This is a genomic window from Massilia frigida (genome assembly GCF_011682175.1).
Taxonomy (GTDB): Bacteria; Pseudomonadota; Gammaproteobacteria; order Burkholderiales; family Burkholderiaceae_D; genus Telluria_A; species Telluria_A frigida.
Genome location: NZ_WHJG01000002.1, coordinates 185,692 through 205,717, shown reverse-complemented (window position 1 = coordinate 205,717; position 20,026 = coordinate 185,692). Strand labels below are relative to the sequence as shown.

The window sequence follows — 20,026 nt, the reverse complement described above, 5'->3', positions numbered from 1 at the left end:
ACGTAGGACTGTTAGATGCGGCGGGAGGTGCTGACCGATCTTGCCAGCCTCTCGTCGCTGTCGAGGTCATCGTCATCGTCCTCGTCCTCGTCGTCCTCTTCATCCTCAACTTCATCCGTGCCGTCGGCCGCGTGCAGGAGGGCGTCGATATTGTGCAGTTTTTCTTCCGTCTTCAGCATCATCGCTTGCGCGAAGGTGATAAGGTCGTCCACGCTATCGATCTCTTCGAGCAGCGCATCGGCGGACACCGAAAAAAACGGATGGGGCATATGCTGCGTCGCATGTGACGCACCTTGCCAGAGCCGGGCACCGGCGGCATCGTACAGTGCCGCGTGGCGGCCTTGCGGCCCCCACTCGGCGCGCAGACGATACGCCACGCGGGCGTCGCGATCGAGCAAGGCGATGCTCATGTCGCTGGCGATGAAGGCCGCCAGTGGCGTGTTTGCCTCGGCCGGTACGACCATGCAGCCGTCGTCCGTCAGCGGTTCGAGCACGCCGGCGGGCGGCATGGCAATGCTTGCGTCGTCCCTGGCAATGGCCCATACCGGCGGCAGGTCGACAGCGCCCTGCGGCGTTCGCTCGACGCCGGCAAAACGTGCGGTGCCGAATCCGAACTGGTTGAAACGGTGCGCCCAGCTGACGTACACGCCGAAGTCCAGCGTTCCTTGCGCGCTGACGTACTCGCTGTCGGCTTCCACCGCGATCCCGCACGACATGGCCTGCGACAGGCGCCGTTTGTGGCGGATCACATGCTCGCCGCGCGCGTCGATGTAGCCGCCATCGTCCCAGCGCTCGCCGGCTTCTTCGCAATAGGCCAGGCCGTTGGCATTGAATGGGCCGATCTTCCGGTGGCAAGGCTGCAAGAGCCACTCTCCCTGGAGGCCGATCAAGCCGAACAGCTCACCGTCTTCCGAGGCCGGTGCCACGCCTTGGGCGCCGAACGCCAGTGCGCTTGCGAAGCGCGGCGCGATGGCCCAGGCGCCGGTGGTGTCGATGTAGCCGAACAAGTCGCGCTTGGTGCTCGCCACGGCCAGACCGGCATCGCTGAAACTGCGGGCCTCGCGAAAGGTGCCCTTGAAGGCGGGTTTACCGCTGGTGTCGATGTAGGTCCATTTGTTCGTGGCCGTTCGCACGGCCGCCCGTCCGGCGCAAAATGCCTGTGCGTTTTCGTACTGCGGCGCGATGACGGTTTTCCCTGTCAGGTCAAGATAACCCCATCGCCCATCGCTGCAAAAACGCGCCAGGCCGTTGTCGCCAAAGGTACGCGCGTTGTCGAGCGTCGGCTCGACCACCCACGTGCCGTGCGTATCGAGGTAGCCATAGCGGCCATCGGTCGCCTGTGCCGCCGCGATACCGCCGCCCTGGCCATTGTCGTTGAACGCGCCCAGGACGCGGTTCAGGGCCGGGGCGGGCTGCGTTACCTGACCGTGGCTCAGTACCAGCAGGTAGGGCTCTTCACCCGGGCCGTGCATGTAGTTTCGGATGAGGATTGGCTGCGCGATCATGTGTGGACGGCTTTCATGTAAGTGATTGTTCAGGCGGACGGCTTGGCGAGTGCGTCACGGACGGCTTCACGCAGTGGCGCCGGTACGTCGTCCATGACCCAGCTGCGTTCGCGCACCGATGCGATGCACAAGGCAAGGGTGCGCAACTCCGGCGGCACATGTTTCAGTTGGTAGTCTTGCGCATTCACGGCGGAGAGGCAAAACGCCTCGCTCATCACCGACGGCGGAAGCTGCTCGAACTGCTTGCAGCCTTCCCGGAATGCCAGTTCGTAGAGCGCCGTCGTCATCAGGCGTCGCGGCACGAATCGCACGGCTTGCGCATCGACGCCAACGGCCAGGTCGACCATGGCGCGCGTGATGCGTCGCCCCGGGATGGTTGCAAGCAGCTGCGGCTGCGATGCCAGTTCTTCCAGCAGCGTTGCGTCGTCCGCCTGGCTTGTCGCTCCCTGTGCCAGGGTGTTCAGCCAGGCGATGTCGGCGTCCGGATCGAACGGTGGAACGTAGTCGCTCCACAGCGACAGCACCTTGGCAGCTTCCAGTGCGGCGCGCTGAAGATCGCTTTTGCCGCGCCAGGCGCTGGCAAGCACGAAGTGCATGTGCACCGGAGCGTCGGTGTGGCCGAGCGCGCGCTGCGCGTCGGCGATGGCAGCATCGGGATCACCGTTGGCCAGATGTGTCCAGGCGCGCAAGGCGTGCCAGCGGCTTCCAGTGCCGTCAGCCGCTTCCGGATCGCGCGCGATCAGGGCGTGGACCACTGCCTCCCTGAGCGCAGCGGGCACTGCGGAAAACGCGTCCTCGTTCTTCAGAACCGCCCGCAGGCACAGTTCCCCGGTCAGCAGCGCGGGCGGGATGCGTGCCATCAGCTTGGCGTTGCCCCGGCTGGCCACGTACTCGGCAAGTTCCGGTGTGATCGCCGAACGGGCAATGAAATAGACGTTGTTGATGTTCGCGGCCAACGCCATGCCGACGATCTTCTCGCTGTGCAGCCACCACGGAACCTGGCGGATATCCGCATCATTGAACAAGGCGGTCTCGCACGTTTTCTCGTCGAGCAGGCAGCCCCAGATATGGTCCAGGCATTCATGATCGAGTTCCTGCTGGATCGCCGAATTGCGCGCGTCGTAATACTTCCACTCGGGATTGTCGGCATACAGTGAGCGCGCCAGGGCCAGGCCGTCGGCGCTCATGGCCACCGGCGGGATGCTGGACGCCGTCGACGCATCACGCCGGATCAGCGCCTCCAGCCGTGCAGCGGTTTGCAAACGCGGCGGCAGAAACGGGTAAGCCCGGATGTCGGACTCGATGGCGGCATCGGCGATTGCGTCGTCGATCAGTTCCTCGGGCATGGTGACGATGGTGTCGGGCGATGCGCGTACGCGGGCCAGCCAGTCGTTGCCAGCGCCGGGCGCGGGATCGCTGTCATCTTCGTCGCTCCCATGGTGGGCCAGGGTGCGGCCTCCCATAGCCGCTTCCAGCGTCTCTTTCGATGGCGCGCACACCAGCCAGATGTGGTGCCATACGTCGCCGTCGCCATAGCCGACCTGGGTGGAAAGTCCCAGCCACAGCTGGTTCGATTCCGGCCCTGCCAGTGCCTGGTCAAGTTGAATGCACCAGGCGATGGTGTCGGGGGTGGCCGCTTCGCCGGCGTAATCGGGGTCGCGCGCCGGCAAGCCAAAGTGCTCGGTCAGGCGCGCCACGCTGCGCGCGTGCATCGCTTCCATCAGCGCTTGCCGCTCGGCGGCGAGAAACTCATAGCGCGCGTTCTCGTCCTCGTCCAGATAGGAGCGGAAGATGCGATGCCGCGTGCGCATGGACTTCGCCAGCCGCTCGCCGATGTCGAGGTCGTCGTCGTACTCTTCGAAGTCCCCGGGCAGGTTCTCATATACAGGGTTCTCTTCGTCCTCACCGCTTTCCAGCGCTTGCAGCAAGCCGTCGATAGCGTGGAGCCGGGCCTCGGCTGCCTGCACCATCGATTCGGCCAGCCCGGTCAGCTCGTCGAACTTTCCAAGTTCAGTGAGGAGCGAATCGGCGGACGCTGAAAAGAAGAACAGCGGCGCATGCAGCACGGCGCTTGGTGCTCCTTTCCACAATAGCTGGCCGGCGCCGTCGTACAGCGCTGCGTATTTGCCCTCGGGGCATGGCTCGGAATACCAGCGGTAGGCGATGTGCGCATCGCGGTCGATCAGGACGATGCTCCTGGCGGGCGGGGCGCCATCCGGGCGGGCGAAACGGGTGTCGCTCGCCAGGAAGGCGACCAGCGGCGTGTTCGCTTCCGACGGAACGACATGCGCGTGTTGAACCCGGAGCGGTTCAATGACGTCGGCGGGTGTCGGGACGAAGGTGCCGTCGGTGCGCGCGATACCCCATGCAGGCGCTTGCGTTGCGCCGCGCAGATGCGCTACTGCGAAGCCGTCGGCGTTGAACTGGTCGCACCAGTCCAGGGACGCGTCAAATGCCAGCTCGCCTTGCGCAGTCATGCACGTGCGATGGGAATCGACGGCAATTGCGCACTGCATGGTCTGCGACAAGCGGTCCATGTCGCGAATGAGGAGCACACCATGCGTGTCGAGATAGCCTTCATGGTTGTACGACTCCCTGCAGAAGGCGAGATTATCGTCATTGAAGTCGTGGATTTGCTCGTAAGACGGCTCAAGAACCCATTTGCCTTGCTGGTCGATGAGGCCATATTTGTCGTTTTCTTCGGTTGCCGGCGCTACGCCTGCTGGCGCGAATGCGTAAGGCAGTGCAAAGCGCGGCGCAATCGCCCAGGCGCCAGTACGGTCGATGTAGCCGTATTTGCTCGAGGTGCCGCGCGCGGCGGCCAGGCCGACCACGCTGAACGAGTTGGCGTGGCCGAAGCTGGCGTCGAAAGCGAATTGACCGCTCATGTCGATGTAGCGCCACTTGTTTCGCCCCACCTGAACCGCGGCGAGGCCTTGCCGGAACGGTTCCACCCGCATGAACTGTGCCGGTATGACGGCCTTTCCACCCAGGTTCCGGTATCCCCATGAGCCATCTTCGCAGAAATGCGACAGTCCTTCGCTGAACGGAAACGCATATTCGAGCGTCGGTGCCACCACCCATTCGCCTTTGGCGTTCAGATAACCGTACATGCCGTTGACGGCCATCGCGGCGGCAATAGTCCCTCCTGCGCCGTCATCGAGAAATGGCCCGAATACTTGCAGCAGTCCGGGCGACGCGACGTGGACCTGTCCATCGTGCAGCACGAGCAGTTCGTTCCACTCGTCGGTTGGCCGAATCATGTAGTTTCGGATGAGGGCAGGCTGGGTAATCATATGTCGCATGTGTCAGTCGATTGGGCGGTGATAGTGGACGCTCAGGGAACGCGGTGGCTTGCCAGCGCCGTTTCCAGCGCTTCGCGGGACGGCGCGCAGATGAGCCAGATGTGCTGCCACGAGTCGCCGTCGCCATATTCGCTGTCGGCCCAGATTCCCAGCCACAGCTGCCCGATGCGCCAGGCCAGTGTCTCCGCCGCCGGCGCCGCGCCGGCGTAGTCGGGATCGGGCGAGGGCGGGCCGAAATGCGCGGCCAGGCGCGCCACGCAGCGCGCGTACATCTCCGTCATCATGTCGTGGCGCTCATCGTTGAGGAATTCAAAACGCATGTTCTCGCCCTCGTCGAGGTAGGAGCGAAAGATACGGCGCCTGGTGCGCAGCGATCTTGCCAGCCTGGCGCCGGGGGCTGGATCGTCGTCCTGGTTGAAGACGTCATCGTAGCCGGTGGTGTAGGCGTAAGCGCCTTCTGTCTCCTCTTCGCCGTTTTCCACGGCTTGCAGCAGCACGCCGATGTTGTGAAGTTTGGCATTGGTTGCCGCGACCATCGATTCGGCATACGGGACCAGCCCGTCGACGGAGCGCACTTCGACCAGCAGCGCCTCAGCGGACGCGCATACGTAGGGCTGCGGCAGTTGCAGCGCGGCGCAAGGCGGGCCTTGCCACAGCAGGCGGTCCGCATCGTCGTACAGCGCCGCGTAGCTGCCATTGGGGCCTGTTTGAGCGCGCAGGCGGAACATGACGCGGGCATCGCGGTCGAGCATGGCGATGCTGCCGTCGCGTGCGAGGAAAGCGGCCAGTGGCGTGCCGGCCTGTGATCCGGCCATGTTGTGGTCCTTGTCCGTCAGCGGTTCAAGCATGTCGGCTGGCGCCATCGCGAAGGTCGCATCCGCGCGCGCGATGCCCCACACTGGTCCCCGCGCCGCGCCGCAGGCGCGCGCAAGCGCGAAGCCGTGCGGGTTGAAGTCGCCGAACCAGTCCAGGGTAGCGTCGAATGCCAGCGGGCCGCGCGCAGTCACGTATCTCAGGTTGTTCAGTACAACGATGCCGCCGCACATGCTCGGCGATAGCTTGTACATGTCGCGGATGACCGGAACGCCGCTCGCATCGAGGTAGCCTTCGTGATTCTGGCCAGCCTGGAAGTAGGCCAGACCATCGTCGTTGAAGGCGTCGATCTGGCTGTGGCAGGGCGCCAGCACCCATTCACCCTGCTGGTTGATGATGCCATACAGCTCGCCATCCTCGGTGGCCGGGGCCACGCCAAGTGCTGAAAACGGCGCCGGCCGCTCGAAACGTGGCGCGATCGCCCACGCGCCGCTGCGGTCGATGTAGCCGCCTTTGTAGGTCGAGCCGCGCGCCACGGCCAGGCCGGCCGCTGTGAACGGCCCGGCATGGCGCAGGAAACCGTCGAATGCGAACTGCCCGCTGGTATCGATGTAGCGCCATTGACGGTTGCCGGTCCTGACGGCGGCCAGGCCGAAATTGAACGCTTCCGCCTTTTCGTACTGGGCCGCGATGACCACGTCGCCTTTCAGGTTGCGGTAGCCCCACAGGCCCTGGTCGCAAAAGCGCGCCAGTCCATCGCTGCCGAACGAACGCGCGTCTTTCAAGGTGGGTTCGACGATCCAGTCGCCGCTGGCGTTCAGGTAGCCATGGCGCCCGTCGACAGCGATTGCCGCCACGATGGCGCCGCCGTCGCCGTCGTCGCAAAATGCACCGAGCACCTGCAACAGGGCGGGGACAGGCTGGCGCACCTGGCCGCGATGAAGTACCAGCAGATCGGGCGGCACGCCCGCCGCTTTCATGGGGTTTCTGATGACGACGACGGAGGGCATGGACATGGAATGTAGGTGATTATTTGTCAACTGTCGATTGTAACGCAGGGCGTTGCCGATGCCATCGGCCCGCCGACTACCGTCCGCTTCCGGTACGCCGGCCGTCAATACGCCCCCGACAAAATCATTTCCACCGCTTTGCATCAGCGATATACTCCCCGCTTGCTTTTATCTTCTGGGGTATATCTTGTTGAAATCCATCGCCTTACCCGTCGCCCTGCTCGGCGTATTCGCTACCGCGAATGCCGATGAAGGCCAGTGGCAGCCATACCAGCTTCCGCAACTGTCGTCGGAACTGAAACGCATCGGCATCACCATCCCTGCCGAGAAGCTGGCCGACCTGTCCAAGCATCCCATGAGCGCCATCGTGTCGGTGGGCGGCTGCTCGGCCTCGTTCGTGTCCGGCGATGGACTGGTGGTCACCAATCACCACTGCGCCTATGGCGCCATCCAGCGCAATTCGACCGCCGACAAGAACTACATCGTCAACGGCTTCCTCGCCAAGACGCGCGACGCCGAACTGCCGGGCGGCCCGAATACCCTGGTCTATGTCACGGAAAAAGTCGAAAACGTCACCGACCGCGTGCTCAAGGGCCTGTCGCCGTCGATGTCCGGGCGCGAGCGCAATGAGGAAGTCCAGAACCGCATCAAGGCGCTGACCGCCGAATGCGAGACCGACAAGGCGTATCGCTGCTCGGTACCGAGCTTTCACCGTGGCCTTGAGTATTACCGCATCCGCCAGCTGATGATCCGCGATGTGCGCCTGGTGTACGCGCCATCGGACATGATCGGCAATTTCGGCGGCGAGGTCGATAACTTCGAGTGGCCGCGCCAGACCGGCGACTACTCCTTCCTGCGCGCTTACGTCGGCAAGGATGGCCGTCCGGCCGATCCGTCGCCCGACAACGTGCCGTACAAATCCAAGGACTTCCTGGTCGTCTCGGCCGAAGGCCTGAAGAATGGCGATCCGATCCTGCTGGCCGGTTACCCCGGCCGCACCAGCCGCTACAAGCTGCCGTCCGAGATCCGCTTCGCGCGCGACGCCAACTTCCCGGTGCGCGTGGCCGAAATGCAGGCCGACCTGGCCGTCATCGCCGCCGCCACCAGGGGCAATGCCGCCCACGACGTGCGCTACGCCAGCGTGGTCAAGGGCATCAACAACGTGCTCAAGAAAACCCAGGGCCTGCTCGACGGCTTCGCACGCAAGGACATCGCCGCCATCAAGGATGTGCAGGACGCTGAGTTCCGCGCCTGGTTCAACAAGCCGGGTAACCAGCAGGGCGTGTCGCCGACGCTGCTGGCCGACCTGGACGCCGCCATCGCCGCCGACATGGCATTGTCGGAACAGGAATTCGCCTGGTCGGTCGCTGGTAACAGCGACCTGCTGAAAAGCGCGCGCACCGTCTACCGCCTGGCGCTGGAAGCGGCCAAGCCCGATGCCAAGCGCGAATCCGCTTACCAGGAGCGCGACCTGTCGTTCATCAAGGCGCGCCTGATCCGCCTTGAGCAATCGTACGTCGGCAGCGTGGACGAGGCGCGCTTTGGCGCCGGCTTGCAGCGCTACCAGAAGCTGGCCGCGAAGATGCATCCGCAAGGCCTGGACGCGCTGTTGCCGGCGCCGGACGCCGTCGGCGCGCTGTACAAACAGTCGGACCTGGGCGACACCGCCAAGCGCCTGGGCTGGATCGGCAAGGATGCGGCGGCGTTTGCCAAATCGGACGACGCCTTCATCAAGCTGGCCGTCAAGCTGCATGAGGTGACCATGGCGCTGGAAAACCGCCGCAAGGAAATCGACGGCAACCTCGAACGCATCATCCCGCAATACATGTCGGCCGTGATCGCGTGGAAGAAGTCGCAAGGCAAGCCGGTCTACGCCGACGCCAACTCGACCCTGCGCGTGACCTTCGGCACGGTGGCGCCGTACTCGCCGCGCGACGGCATCGTCAAGGGCCCGTTCACGACGGTCGAAGGCATCGTCGAGAAGCACACCGCCACCGAGCCGTTCAACGCACCGAAGCCGCTGCTCGATGCGGTCAAGGAGAAGCGCTATGGCGTGTTCAAGGACCCGGTGCTGAACACGGTGCCGGTCAATTTCCTGTCCAGCGCCGATACCACGGGTGGCAACTCCGGTTCCGCCGTGATGAACAAGCGCGGCGAACTGGTTGGCCTGAACTTCGATTCGACCTATGAATCGGTAACCAAGGACTGGTACTTCGACGGCGACATCACGCGCGCCATTCACGTGGACATCCGCTACATGCTGTGGGTGATGAAGGAAGTCGACCATGCCGACAACCTGCTCAAGGAAATGACCATCAAGTACCCGCGTAAATAAATGAGCTCAAGGTGGGGACCGCGTTCCCACCTTTTGGAAAGCGGCGCATACGCTACAATTGCGCCACTTTCCGCCACTCCCTCCGTATGAACGAATCCTTTGTCCTGCTTGGCCTGGCCACCACACGGCTCGAATTGACGGCGCTGGTCCTGTCGGTCATCACCGTCGTGCTCAATATCCGCCAGATTCACTGGGCGTGGCTGTTCGCCATCGCCTCGTCGGCCGTCTACGGCGTCGTCTTTTTCAACGCGCGCCTGTACGGCGACATGGGCCTGCAAGGCGTGTTCATCGCCGTGTCGGTATGGGGCTGGTATCAGTGGCTGCATGGTGGTGAGCAGCATGCGCCGCTGGTGGCGACGCGCTCGAGCCCCCGTGGCTGGATTGGCGGCATCGCCGGCTGGCTGGTGCTGTTCGCCGCGATCGGCTACGCGCTGCGCACCCTGACCGACACCGACGTGCCGCACATCGACGGTTTCCTGACGGCGGGCAGCCTGCTCGGCCAGCTGCTTTTATCGCGCAAGAAGGTTGAAAACTGGATCGTGTGGATCGTGGTCGATGTGCTGTATGTCGGTTTGTACATCCACAAGGACCTGCATGCGACGGCGGTGCTGTATGCGGCGTTTGTCGTGATGGCGTGCTTCGGATGGCGCGCCTGGGCGCGCGTTGCGGACGGCAAGCCATGACGCCGGTGCTGCGGGTTGCCATCCTGGGCGCCGAATCGTCAGGGAAGTCGACGCTGGCCGCCGCGCTGGCGACGCACTTCGGAACCGTGTGGGTGCCCGAGTACCTGCGCGAGTTTGTCGATGCCACCGGCCGCGTGCCGCAAGAGAGCGACCAGTTTCCGATCGCGCTGACCCAGATGGCGCGCGAAGACGCGGCGGCACGGCAGGCCAGCCGCTTCCTGTTCTGCGATACCACGCCGCTGATGACGGCTATTTATAGCCGCTGGTACTGGAACAGGGTCGATGCGCAGTTGTCAGTGCTGGAGCAGCGCCATGACTATGCGATAACGCTCGTGACGGCGCCGGATGGGCCGTGGGAGGCGGATGGTTTGCAGCGCGAATCGGAGGCGGTGCGCCAGACGATTCATGAGCAGGTGGTTCAGATGCTTGACGAGCGGGGGATCGGGTATTCGCTGGTGACAGGGAGTCTGGACGAGCGGATGGTGCAGGCGATACGGTTGCTTACCGCGTATCGCTAACTCTTCGCCGTCGTTTCTGCCAATGGCAGGAACGACGGTTTTCCGGTTAGCGGTGTCGGTACTTTACTTAAAAATCAAACTGCGCCGATACCCGCACCGTACGCGGAGCACCCGGCAGCAGATATCCACCCAGTTCCGGGGTCACATCGCGCCAGTAGAACTTGTCCGCCACGTTGTCGACCGTCGCGCGCACGGTCGTCGACACACCGGCGAATCGCGTCGCGTACGCCGTGCCCAGGTTGAACACGCTGTAACCCGGCACCATCGTCTTGTTCTCGATGTCGAATGCCTTCTTGCCGGTGTACTGCCACATCCCGTTGACCTTCAAACCCGCGACCGCTGGCACCGCATATTCCAGCACCGTCGCCGTTTTGAACTTCGGTACATTGGTCACGCGCTTGCCGTCCAGTGAGGCGGTGCCCGTGCCTTCCTGCTGCGTATCGAGCGCCATCAGCGAGACGCTGTATTTCAAGTCCTTGCCAGCCTTGCCCTGGGCGGCCAGTTCCAGTCCATTGTGCTTTTGCTCGCCGCTGCGTACGAACGTATTGGCCGCGTTGGTGTATTCCAGCCCCTTGACGATGCTGAACACCGACGCCGACATGCTGAGCGCATCGCCGACCATCGCCTTCACGCCAAATTCCACCTGCTTCGAGCGGCTCGGTTCGAGCGACGCGAATTGATTGGTGGTGCGCTTCGGCGCCACGCCGCCGTGTTCCATTCCGTGCGCCAGCGAGCCGTAGATCGTCCAGTCAGGCGTCGGGTTGTACACCAGCGCCACGTTCGGCAGCAAAAAGTTGGTGTCTGTGGTCGCATTGCGCTTGATGGCCGCATAGCGCAAGCCGGTGTGCAGCTTGAACTGCGCGCCCAGCGACAGGATGTCCTGCACCACGAAGCCGCGTTCATGGTCGTTCAGGCGTTCGGTGATTGGCCCGGTCGTGCGGCTGGCGTCCACCGGCGGGACGATCAGGTTGTTGTAGATATTGCTGTAGCCGACGTAGTCGTACACATACTCGCCGGCCTTGTCGCTGCGTTCAAGATACGTCGCACCGATGGTCAGTTCGTGGCCAATCGCGCCGGTAGCGAACTTGCCCTGCAACAGGGCCTGCGCGCCGAGCGGCGACTTGCGTTCACCCACGCTCTGGTAGTCGTACACATCGTAGTCGCCGTTCGAGCAGTAGCCCGGATAGAAACCCTCGCCCTCGTTGCTGCAACCGTAAGGGAAGGCGGTGAAGTCGTCGCGCTTGAATTCATGCTTGTTGGCGGTAATCGTCGTGCGCCAGGCGTCGTTGATCAGGTACTCGAAGCGCAGGCCGATATTGCTGGTGCGGGTGTCGACCGGCTTGGTCCACGGCTGTTCATTGAGCAGCATTTTCGGCGAGATATTGGTCGGCAGCGCGACGCCGCGAATCAGCTGGTAGCCGGGTGCGGTGATCTGCGTTTTCTTTTGATAGTCCATGTCGAGCTGCAGCAGCGCCTGCGGCGAAATCTGCCAGTCGAACGCACCGGAAACAAAGGAACGCTCGCCATCCGCGCCCTTGACGTAGGAGCGCAGGCGCTCGCCGGCGGCGTTGACGCGGTAGCCGAAGCGCTTATCCTCGAAGCGGCCGCCCAGGTCCATGGCGCCATACACGGTGCCGCGCTCGCGCGCTTCCACGGTGACCGAGCGCAGTGGCGCGGCGGTCGGGCGCTTGAGCGCGTAGTTGACGATGCCGCCCGGCGCGGTCACGCCGGCCTGCAGGCCGGACAGGCCCTTGAGGATCTCGATACGCTCCTTGTTTTCGAGCGGGATCTGGGTGTCGCCCGCGATGGCGATGCCGTCCTTGCGGTAGCTCGCGCCATTATTGAGTGCGAAGCCGCGGATCGAGAACTGCTCGGCGTAGCCGACGGCGTTGTACGAATCGCTGACGCTGGCGTCGAACTTCATGGCGTCGGTGCTGTTGCGGATGCTGTAGTCCTGCATCTGTTCGCGGCTGATCGACACCACCGTGGCCGGCGTGTACAGCAGCGGCGTGTCGGAGAAGCCGGCCACGCTGGCGTGGCCGGCGCCGAGCTGCTTGGCGCCGGTGACGACGACTTCAGGCATGGCCTGCGAGGTCGTTTGCGCGTGAGCGGAAAAGGCGAACGCCTGCACGATGGACAGGGCGATGACGGACTGCTTGAATTTTGGCGATGACATAGTGTGCTCGTATTACGCGCCGGCGTGCGGTGCGTTGCTTGAAAAAGCCGGAGCCAACGGGGGAGCAAACAAAGGAGGGGACTACTTTGCGCTTTCCTTCGCTGGCATTATCCAGATCAGGTACGGAGGGTATCTCTCACCCGGAAAACAAATCCCAGGACCCCTAGCGAATGTCGATTTTATCACAGCTGGCCCGGGCGGCGCTGCCCGCGCCAGCGTGTGCGGCGTGCCTGGCGCCTGTGTTACAGGCTCATTTCCAGCACTTTGCGGCTGACGTCGAGCGTCACGTCGCGCTGCTCGCCGAGTTTGACCATGCGGTGCGCTTCGAGCGCGCCCAAGATACCGTCGAGGTCCTTGGCGCCCAGGCCGTAGTCGCCCAGGCGCGTTTTCACGCCCATCTGCTCGAAGAATTCCTCGGTGCGGGTGATGGCCGCCTCGATGCGGGTATCTTCATCGCCGCCGGACAGGTTCCACACGCGTTCGGCGAATTGCAGCAGCTTGGCGCGCTTGCCTTCCTTGCGCACGCGCAGCATGCTCGGTAAAACGATGGCGAGCGTCTGGGCGTGGTCGAGATTGTGCAGGGCGGTCAGCTCGTGGCCGATCATGTGGGTCGCCCAGTCGTGCGGCACGCCGGAGCCGATCAGGCCATTCAAGGCCAGCGTGGCGCACCACATGATGTTGGCACGCACGTCATAATCGTCGGGATTGGCCAGTGCCTGCGGGCCTTCTTCGATGAGCGTGAGCAGCAGGCCTTCGGCAAAGCGGTCCTGGACCTTGGCGCCCACCGGATAGGTCATGTACTGCTCCATCACGTGCGCAAAGGCGTCCACCACGCCATTGCCGACCTGGCGCGCGGGCAGCGAGTACGTTTTGCCCGGGTCGAGGACGGCGAACTTGGGGAAGCACTTGCGGCTCATGAACGAGAATTTTTCATGCGTCGACTTGCGCGTGACGACACCGCCGCTGTTCATTTCGGAGCCGGTCGCGGGCAGGGTCAGCACCGCGCCGAACGGCATGGCGGCGACGATATTGTTACCGCGCTTTTCCAGGATGGTCCACGGATCTTCGTCGAGCAGGGCGCCGGCGGCAATGAACTTGGTGCCGTCGATGACCGATCCGCCGCCGACGGCGAGCAGGAAGTCGATTTTCTCCGCCTTGACCTGGGCGATGGCGCGCATCAGCGTCTCGTAGCTGGGATTCGGTTCGATGCCGGCAAATTCGGTGACGGTGAAGCCAGCCAGGGCGGCCAGCACGTCGTCGTACACGCCGTTTTGTTTGATACTGCCGCCGCCGTAGACGAGCAGCACGCGCGCGGACGCGGGGATCTGTTTGGCGATGGCGGCGATCTGGCCCTGGCCGAACAGGATCTGCGTCGGATTGTAGAAGTCGAAGTTGAGCACGGTGGATCCTTGTATGGGCAAACGAATGGTGGCAAATTATCGCTCAAGCAGGGGATTCTTGCGTAGGGAGGGTGAAAACGGCGCCGCTGCCGTCCGCCGGGCATTCGGCGGGATGGGCCATAATCCCCGCACGACTGATCCATGCAAGGGAGGCACGATGACGTACGAACTTTACTACTGGCCCACGATCCAGGGGCGCGGCGAATTCATTCGCCTGGCGCTGGAGGAAGCCGGCGTCGGGTATATCGACGTGGGACGCCAGAAAAATGGCGCCGACAAGGTTGCCGCCGCGCTTGCCGCCCAGGCCACGCCAGCGTTCGCGCCGCCTTTTCTGACGGCCGGCGCGCTGACCATCGGCCAGACCGCCAACATTCTGCTGTACCTCGGCGCCCGCCATGGCCTAGCGCCGCGCGCCGAAGCTGGCCGCTTGTGGGTGCATCAGTTGCAGCTGACCATTGCCGATCTCGTCAACGAGGCGCACGACACCCATCATCCCGTCGGCGTGTCGCTGTATTACGAGGATCAGAAAAAGGAAGCCAAACGACGTGCCGCCGATTTTATCGGGAACCGGATTCCGAAGTTCTTGTCTTACTTTGAGGGCGTGCTCCAGCAGCCCAAGCGCCGTGGTGGGTTTTTGGTGGGCACGCGCCTGTCCTACGCGGATTTATCGATGTTCCAGGTGATGGAGGGCTTGCGCTATGCATTTCCCAAGGCCATGAAGCGGCTGGAACCGGACTATCCCGGGCTGGCCGCGCTGCATGATCATGTGGCACAGCGGCCGAATATTGCCGCCTATCTGGCGTCGAAACGCCGGATTGCGTTTAATGAAGACGGGATTTTCCGGCATTACCCCGAGCTTGACCGCTGAGTGCGGCGGGCGTGCGCCGGTCGGGTGGAGGACATGTTATTGGCTGCGGGTTCTGTCGCAGCCCGCAGCCTGCTGCCGCCCGCTGGTGCTCAGTGCGCCGCGACCACGCAACTTGTGACCGCACGCTGGTGCTCAGTGCGCCGCGACCACGCGGCTTGTTCCCGCCACATGCACCAGTCCATCGCGGCGGTCGAGCCAGCCGGCCAGCGTCGTCAGTCCCAGCGCGCCGAGCACGATCATGGCGCCTATCCATGGCGTGGCCATCAGTCCCACGTGGGTCACGATCAGCCCGCCACCCCAGGCGCCGAGGGCAATGCCGACGTTAAAGGCGGCAATATTCAGGCCCGATGCCACGTCGACCGCCTGCGGTGCGTCGCGTTCGGCGCGCTGCACGACGTAGACTTGCAAGCCGGGGACATTGCCGAAGGCAACTGCGCCCCACAGCAGCACCGTTCCCAGCGCCAGCCACATGTTCGATGCGGTAAAGGTCAGTAGCAGCAAGACCACGGCCAGCAACGCAAACACGATCTGCAAAGCCTTGATCGGGCCTTTCTTGTCGGCCAGTTTGCCGCCCCAGATGTTGCCGAATGCGACCGACACGCCGTAGACCAGCATCACCAGGCTCACGCTCGATGCCGAAAAGCCAGACACTTCCTGCAGGATCGGGGCAAGGTACGTGAAGGCGATGAAGGTGCCGCCGTAGCCCAGGGTGGTCATGGCGTACACCAGCAGCAGGCGCGGTTTCCTGAGCACGGCCAGTTGCGTCATCAGGCTCGCCGGTGGACTCATGGCGATGCTGGACGGCACCAGGACGTAGCTGCCGATAAAGGCGATCACGCCCAGCAGCGATACCGCCAGGAAGGTCGACTGCCAGCCAAAGCTCTGGCCAATCCAGGTGCCCAGCGGCACGCCCGTGACCAGCGCAACGGTCAGGCCGGTAAACATCAGGGCGATGGCGCTGGCGGCTTTTTCCTTGCTCACCAGGCTGGTAGCGATGGTGGAGCCGATCGAAAAAAACACGCCGTGCGCCAGGCCGGTGAGCACGCGCGCGGCCATCAGGGCGAAGTAGCCGGGGGCCATCCAGGCGACCAGGTTACCGATGGTGAACAGCGCCATCAAGCCGAGCAGCAATTGCTTGCGCGGCACGCGGCCGGTGAGGGCGGTCAGCACGGGCGCGCCGATGGCCACGCCCAGGGCGTACAGGCTCACCAGCAGGCCGGCGGAGGGAACGGACACGCCCAGGCTGGCGGCAATGGTGGGGATCAGGCCGACGATGACGAATTCGGTCGTTCCGATGGCGAAAGCGCTGAGTGTCAGCGCCCAGAGTGCGAGTGGCATGGATTCTCCAGTGAGGCGGTTTGCGATGCCATGCAGTGTGCGCGGAAAGAGAAGGAAGAAAAATGCCCTATGGCACACTAGACTTGTGACTGGGAGTCACGAATGGAGGCGCTAGTGATGCGCCTCGTGGAGGGCGGTGGGGGGGCTTTACGCGCTGTAGCGCACATGCTCGATCAGGGCGCGCAATGCCGCAGGCAAATGCTTACGGCTTGGATAATACAAACAAAACCCCGGCCCCTCGGGCGTCCAGTCGGCCAGCACGCGGCGCAGCCGCCCTTGCGCGATATGCGGTGCCACGTAATCGAGCGCCGAATACGCCAGACCCAGCCCGTCGAGCGCGGCACGCACGATCAATTCCTGATCATCCATGATCAATTTGCCGCCGATGTGGACCACCCGCTTTTGCGCGACGCGCTCGAATTCCCACCCATACAGGGTGCCGGAGCTGATCAGCCTGAGCTGGATGCAGGCGTGCGCGGCCAGGTCGTCCGGCGCTTCGGGCGCCGGATGGGCCTCCAGATAAGCCGGCGCGGCCACGACGGCCATCGCCACCGGCGCGCTGATCGGCACCGCCACCATGTTTGGCTGCAAGGCTTCTCCCAGGCGGATGCCGGCATCGAAACCGTTCGCCGCCAGGTCCTGGAAACCGTCGTCCACGCTGATCTCCAGCTCGATGCGCGGATAGGCGCGCGCGAACGAGGGCAGCGCCCGCGCCAGCACGGTGGCCGCCGCCATGCGCGGTGCGGTGATGCGCAACCGTCCGGACGGCGTGTCGCGCACCTCGTTCAACTCTTCCAGCGCCCCGGCGATATCGTCGAGGGCCGGCTTGGCGCGGGCCAGCAAACGCTTGCCGGCGTCGGTCGGGGCCACGGCGCGCGTGGTCCGGCGCAGCAGGCGCACGCCGAGGTCGCGCTCCAGCTTGGTCATGGCATGGCTCAGGGCCGATGGCGTGACGGCGCGTTCCGCCGCCGCCGCGCGAAAACTGCCGCATCGGACGATGTCGGCAAAGGCGGACAAAGCGTCCAGATGGATCATGGTCATTACTGAATAATATTCAGTTATCTGATGAGCGCCAAGCTCTTTTTCATGAATGCCCAAGCTGTCATGCTGTCCTTCATCGACTGCTTACAAGGAAACGGCAATGCATTTACTCCCCCACATGGCGCTGCGCGCGCGCAGTACAGCGTTCGCATTCGGCATCAATCTCCTCCTGGCGGCGGGCGCGTCCGCGCAGCAGCTCCCGCCCCGCTTTTTCCCGGAACGCCTGGCCATCGCCGCGGATGGCACCTTGTTCACCGGCAGCGCGACCGAATCGACCATCGTCCAGATCCGTCCGGGCGCCAGCGCTGCCGAACCATTCGTCGCGGCCGGGGAGGGCGGCTTGATGTCGGTGCAGGGCTTGCTGGCGGACGATGCGGCCGGCCGCCTGTACGCTTGCAGCGCCGACCTTGGCGTTGCCGGAACGCCCAAGAACCCCACAGCCTTGCTCGCCTTCGACTTGGCCAAAGGCACCCTGCTGGGGCGCTGGCCCTTGCCCGAGGGTGGCTTTTGCAACGACCTGGCGCGTGGCCCCGATGGGCGGCTATATATTAGCGATACCGCCCAGCCGCGCATCTTGCGCTTCGATCCCGCAACGTCCACGCTGACGCCGTGGATCACGCACCCCTTGCTGGGCGGCGCCCGGTTCAATGGCAACGGGGTGGCGCTCGACGGGGCCAAGTTGTACCTGTCCACTTTTTCGGATGGCCGCCTGCTTCGCGTTCCCCTGCATGCCGATGGCGCCGCCGGCACGCCGGTCGTGGTGCCGTTGCCGCGACCGCTGGCGGGAGGCGATGCGCTGCGCACCTTAGCCCCCGGCGTCCTGCTCGCCTTCGAGAACGACATCGCCGGTGGCAACGGACGGGTGACGATGGTCGACCTGCGCGGTCCCCGGCCCACCTTGAGCTCGTTCGCAGAAAACCTGGCCGAACCGGTCAGCGGCGTCGTCCGGGACGGGCAAGTGATGGTCGTCGAATCGCAATTTGGCGTCTTGTTCGGCAAGCGGCGCGGGCAGGCGAGCGGGCCGTTTGCGCTGCGCAGCATTGCCCTGCCAACGATCCCGGCGCAGGCAGCCATGCCCGCGATGGCTCCCTGACACGTCCGGCCGCCGCTCTCCCGTACAATGCCCGTCTGACACGGGCGCACACAAGGGAGAGCGAGCAATGATCGACGTCGAAGCGCTGAGTGCGTTTGCCGCAGTCATCGATACCGGTTCCTTCTCCGCCGCCGCCGAGCGGCTCGGGCAAACGCCATCCGGCATCAGCCGCGCCATTGCCCGCCTCGAATCCCAGCTCGGCATGACGCTGATGCACCGCACCACGCGGCGCCAGGACCTGACCGAAGAGGGCGACTGGCTGCTCGGCCGCGCGCGCAAGATCCTGGCCGAACTCGAAGATACCGAAGCGCAAGTGTCCGCGCGCCGCTCCCAGCCGTCCGGGCTGGTGCGTGTCAACGCCGCCACGCCCGCGCTCGACCATCTGGTCGCGCCGCTGGTGCCGGCCTTCCTGGATGCCTATCCCCTGATCCGGCTCGAACTGGCCAGCGGCGAAACGCTGGTCGACCTGATCGAAGAACGGGCCGATGTGGCCATCCGCATCGGCCACTTGGCCGACTCCAGCCTCAACGCGCGCCGTCTCGGCAGCAGCGCCCTGCGCCTGCTGGCCGCGCCATCGTACCTGGCACGGCATGGGGTGCCGGCCACAGTGGGGGAACTGGGTGCGCACCGCCTGCTGGGTTTTACCGCGCCGGCCTCGCTCAACACCTGGCCGCTGGCGGACGCGGGCGGGGAGGGCGTCGGCGTGACGCCGGCCGTGACCGCATCGAGCGGCGAAACGCTGCGCCACCTGGTGCTGGCCGGCGCCGGTATTGCGTGCCTGGCGGATTTCCTGACGCGCGCCGATGTCGCGGCGGGCCGGCTGGTACCGGTGCTCGCGCCGCTCACCCTGCCGTGGTCGCAGCCGGTGTGGGCCGTGTTCTACAAGCAGGGCGCGCTGGCGCCGCGGGTGGCGGCGCTGGTGGACTTCCTGGCGGACCGGCTCGGCGCGACGGTGCTGACGCGCTGAACCGGCCCGCTTGCGCTTAGCGGTCGAGTTTGCGCAAGTGCTTGGCGATCACGTCCGCCGCTTTTTCGGCTGTCTCGTCGTCCGGATGGATGCCGTCGCCGATATGCGTGTAATCCTTCCAGATATCGAGCACGATGGCGCCCGGCAGCTCGGCTTTGAGGCGCGTCGCGCCGAGCGTGCGCAACTGCTTGTAATCCTGCTCGCCGATCACCCACGCCAGCCCGAACGAGGACTGGAACTTCGGCAGATCCAGATTGTCATACTGTGGAGCGACATCGAAGATCGGCGTGATGCCTTTCGACAGCGCAAACTTGCCTACCGAAACAAGGCGATCCACGCTGGCGTTCATGTCGGCCAGCGTGCATGGCTGCGATTCCGGCTGGGGTACGCCGGCGGCGTCCGCGTGCAGGCAATCGTTCGCAGTGGTCACCACCACGTACTTGGCCGTGTACGACGTAAAGGTCGGCGGCAGGGCCACGCGCGACAGGGCGCGGTCGAGCTGGGTCTGGTAGCTGTCCCAGCCGGCCGGTCCGCAGGTGGCGGCGCCGGGTGCGCAGAACGGATGGGCAAAGGTGCCCGCGCCGGCTTGCGCCTCGTTGATCACATAGCCGGGCAGTTTGCGGTGGCGGGTCAGTGCCTGGCCCAAGCTCAGGTAATTGCCGAAGCCGACGGCAATGCCGCCCAGCGGCGCATCGGCACCGTGGTAGGGCGTTTTACCTTCGGCGAACGAGGCGCCGATCAGCAGCAGGGGAAATTGCGACGGCGGAGGCTGGGACGGTTTTTGCTGGGCGAACGCGGAGTGGAAAACCAGCAGACTGCAAGCGGCGACAAGCCATTTTTGACTATGCATTTCCAGGGTGACTCCCAAAGTGACTGCCGCCGCGCAAGGCGCGCAGCGGACCAGTTGATCAACAACATCGCATCAACATCGCACGGCCGGGGAGCGGCGGCAGCTCCCCGGCCATGTCAGTACG

General features: G+C 64.5%; 14 protein-coding genes and 1 riboswitch. Of the genes, 6 read left to right on the top strand and 8 right to left on the bottom strand.

The window, feature by feature from the left end; translation table 11 throughout:
- Positions 1-11: 11 nt before the first annotated feature.
- The 3 genes from F2P44_RS03240 to F2P44_RS03230 form a co-directional block, all read right to left on the bottom strand.
- On the bottom strand, positions 12-1,505 hold the full coding sequence (locus tag F2P44_RS03240; RefSeq protein WP_167084979.1) for a WG repeat-containing protein: 1,494 nt from the start codon (positions 1,503-1,505) through the stop codon (positions 12-14).
- A 29-nt stretch (positions 1,506-1,534) separates the two neighbouring features.
- A complete protein-coding gene (locus F2P44_RS03235) occupies positions 1,535-4,768 on the bottom strand; it encodes a WG repeat-containing protein (protein ID WP_167084977.1) in 3,234 nt (1,077 codons plus the stop codon).
- Between the two features lie 74 nt (positions 4,769-4,842).
- A complete protein-coding gene (locus F2P44_RS03230) occupies positions 4,843-6,603 on the bottom strand; it encodes a WG repeat-containing protein (RefSeq protein ID WP_167084975.1) in 1,761 nt (586 codons plus the stop codon).
- A gap of 217 nt (positions 6,604-6,820) precedes the next feature.
- Between F2P44_RS03230 and F2P44_RS03225 the strand changes: the two genes are divergently transcribed.
- From F2P44_RS03225 to F2P44_RS03215, 3 genes are all read left to right on the top strand, one after another.
- Complete coding sequence (locus F2P44_RS03225) at positions 6,821-8,968, top strand: S46 family peptidase (protein ID WP_229423349.1); 2,148 nt, start codon at positions 6,821-6,823, stop codon at positions 8,966-8,968.
- Between the two features lie 86 nt (positions 8,969-9,054).
- Positions 9,055-9,651, top strand: a complete 597-nt coding sequence (gene pnuC / locus F2P44_RS03220) for a nicotinamide riboside transporter PnuC (RefSeq protein WP_167084972.1) — start codon at positions 9,055-9,057, stop codon at positions 9,649-9,651.
- A complete protein-coding gene (locus F2P44_RS03215; protein ID WP_167084970.1) occupies positions 9,648-10,169 on the top strand; it encodes an AAA family ATPase in 522 nt (173 codons plus the stop codon). The genes pnuC and F2P44_RS03215 overlap by 4 nt, the downstream gene beginning before the upstream one ends.
- A 67-nt stretch (positions 10,170-10,236) precedes the next feature.
- Here F2P44_RS03215 and F2P44_RS03210 read toward each other — a convergent pair whose 3' ends face one another.
- Positions 10,237-12,345 (bottom strand): TonB-dependent siderophore receptor, encoded by a 2,109-nt coding sequence (locus tag F2P44_RS03210; protein ID WP_167084968.1) that lies wholly within the window; start codon positions 12,343-12,345, stop codon positions 10,237-10,239.
- Positions 12,346-12,421: 76 nt separating this feature from the next.
- A riboswitch (TPP riboswitch) is annotated at positions 12,422-12,520 on the bottom strand.
- Between the two features lie 67 nt (positions 12,521-12,587).
- Positions 12,588-13,745 carry an iron-containing alcohol dehydrogenase gene (locus F2P44_RS03205; RefSeq protein WP_167084966.1) on the bottom strand — a complete coding sequence of 386 codons (1,158 nt, stop codon included), beginning with the start codon at positions 13,743-13,745 and terminating at the stop codon, positions 12,588-12,590.
- A 157-nt stretch (positions 13,746-13,902) separates the two neighbouring features.
- Between F2P44_RS03205 and F2P44_RS03200 the strand changes: the two genes are divergently transcribed.
- Positions 13,903-14,613, top strand: coding sequence for a glutathione S-transferase (locus F2P44_RS03200; protein WP_167085211.1), 711 nt, complete (start codon positions 13,903-13,905; stop codon positions 14,611-14,613).
- Between the two features lie 132 nt (positions 14,614-14,745).
- On the opposite strand, the gene F2P44_RS03195 is transcribed toward F2P44_RS03200, so the two are convergent.
- Together F2P44_RS03195 and F2P44_RS03190 are read right to left on the bottom strand one after the other, a co-directional pair.
- Positions 14,746-15,951: an MFS transporter gene (locus tag F2P44_RS03195; RefSeq protein ID WP_167084964.1), complete on the bottom strand. Its 1,206-nt coding sequence runs from the start codon at positions 15,949-15,951 to the stop codon at positions 14,746-14,748.
- A 147-nt stretch (positions 15,952-16,098) separates the two neighbouring features.
- Positions 16,099-16,992: a LysR family transcriptional regulator gene (locus tag F2P44_RS03190; RefSeq protein WP_167084962.1), complete on the bottom strand. Its 894-nt coding sequence runs from the start codon at positions 16,990-16,992 to the stop codon at positions 16,099-16,101.
- Positions 16,993-17,092: 100 nt separating this feature from the next.
- Here F2P44_RS03190 and F2P44_RS03185 point away from each other — a divergent pair, with 100 nt between their 5' ends.
- Together F2P44_RS03185 and F2P44_RS03180 are read left to right on the top strand one after the other, a co-directional pair.
- Positions 17,093-18,085 (top strand): hypothetical protein, encoded by a 993-nt coding sequence (locus F2P44_RS03185; RefSeq protein ID WP_167084960.1) that lies wholly within the window; start codon positions 17,093-17,095, stop codon positions 18,083-18,085.
- Positions 18,086-18,152: 67 nt separating this feature from the next.
- Complete coding sequence (locus F2P44_RS03180; protein ID WP_167084958.1) at positions 18,153-19,052, top strand: LysR family transcriptional regulator; 900 nt, start codon at positions 18,153-18,155, stop codon at positions 19,050-19,052.
- A 16-nt stretch (positions 19,053-19,068) separates the two neighbouring features.
- On the opposite strand, the gene F2P44_RS03175 is transcribed toward F2P44_RS03180, so the two are convergent.
- Positions 19,069-19,902, bottom strand: coding sequence for an SGNH/GDSL hydrolase family protein (locus F2P44_RS03175; RefSeq protein WP_167084956.1), 834 nt, complete (start codon positions 19,900-19,902; stop codon positions 19,069-19,071).
- Positions 19,903-20,026 lie beyond the last annotated feature (124 nt).

Coding starts and splice junctions, on each gene's coding strand:
- F2P44_RS03240 (WP_167084979.1), bottom strand. CDS start 1,505: ATGATCGCGCAGCCAATCCTCATCCGAAACTACATGCACGGCCCGGGT.
- F2P44_RS03235 (WP_167084977.1), bottom strand. CDS start 4,768: ATGATTCGGCCAACCGACGAGTGGAACGAACTGCTCGTGCTGCACGAT.
- F2P44_RS03230 (WP_167084975.1), bottom strand. CDS start 6,603: ATGAAAGCGGCGGGCGTGCCGCCCGATCTGCTGGTACTTCATCGCGGC.
- pnuC (WP_167084972.1), top strand. CDS start 9,055: ATGAACGAATCCTTTGTCCTGCTTGGCCTGGCCACCACACGGCTCGAA.
- F2P44_RS03215 (WP_167084970.1), top strand. CDS start 9,648: ATGACGCCGGTGCTGCGGGTTGCCATCCTGGGCGCCGAATCGTCAGGG.
- F2P44_RS03210 (WP_167084968.1), bottom strand. CDS start 12,345: ATGTCATCGCCAAAATTCAAGCAGTCCGTCATCGCCCTGTCCATCGTG.
- F2P44_RS03200 (WP_167085211.1), top strand. CDS start 13,903: ATGACGTACGAACTTTACTACTGGCCCACGATCCAGGGGCGCGGCGAA.
- F2P44_RS03195 (WP_167084964.1), bottom strand. CDS start 15,951: ATGCCACTCGCACTCTGGGCGCTGACACTCAGCGCTTTCGCCATCGGA.
- F2P44_RS03190 (WP_167084962.1), bottom strand. CDS start 16,992: ATGACCATGATCCATCTGGACGCTTTGTCCGCCTTTGCCGACATCGTC.
- F2P44_RS03185 (WP_167084960.1), top strand. CDS start 17,093: ATGCATTTACTCCCCCACATGGCGCTGCGCGCGCGCAGTACAGCGTTC.
- F2P44_RS03180 (WP_167084958.1), top strand. CDS start 18,153: ATGATCGACGTCGAAGCGCTGAGTGCGTTTGCCGCAGTCATCGATACC.
- F2P44_RS03175 (WP_167084956.1), bottom strand. CDS start 19,902: ATGCATAGTCAAAAATGGCTTGTCGCCGCTTGCAGTCTGCTGGTTTTC.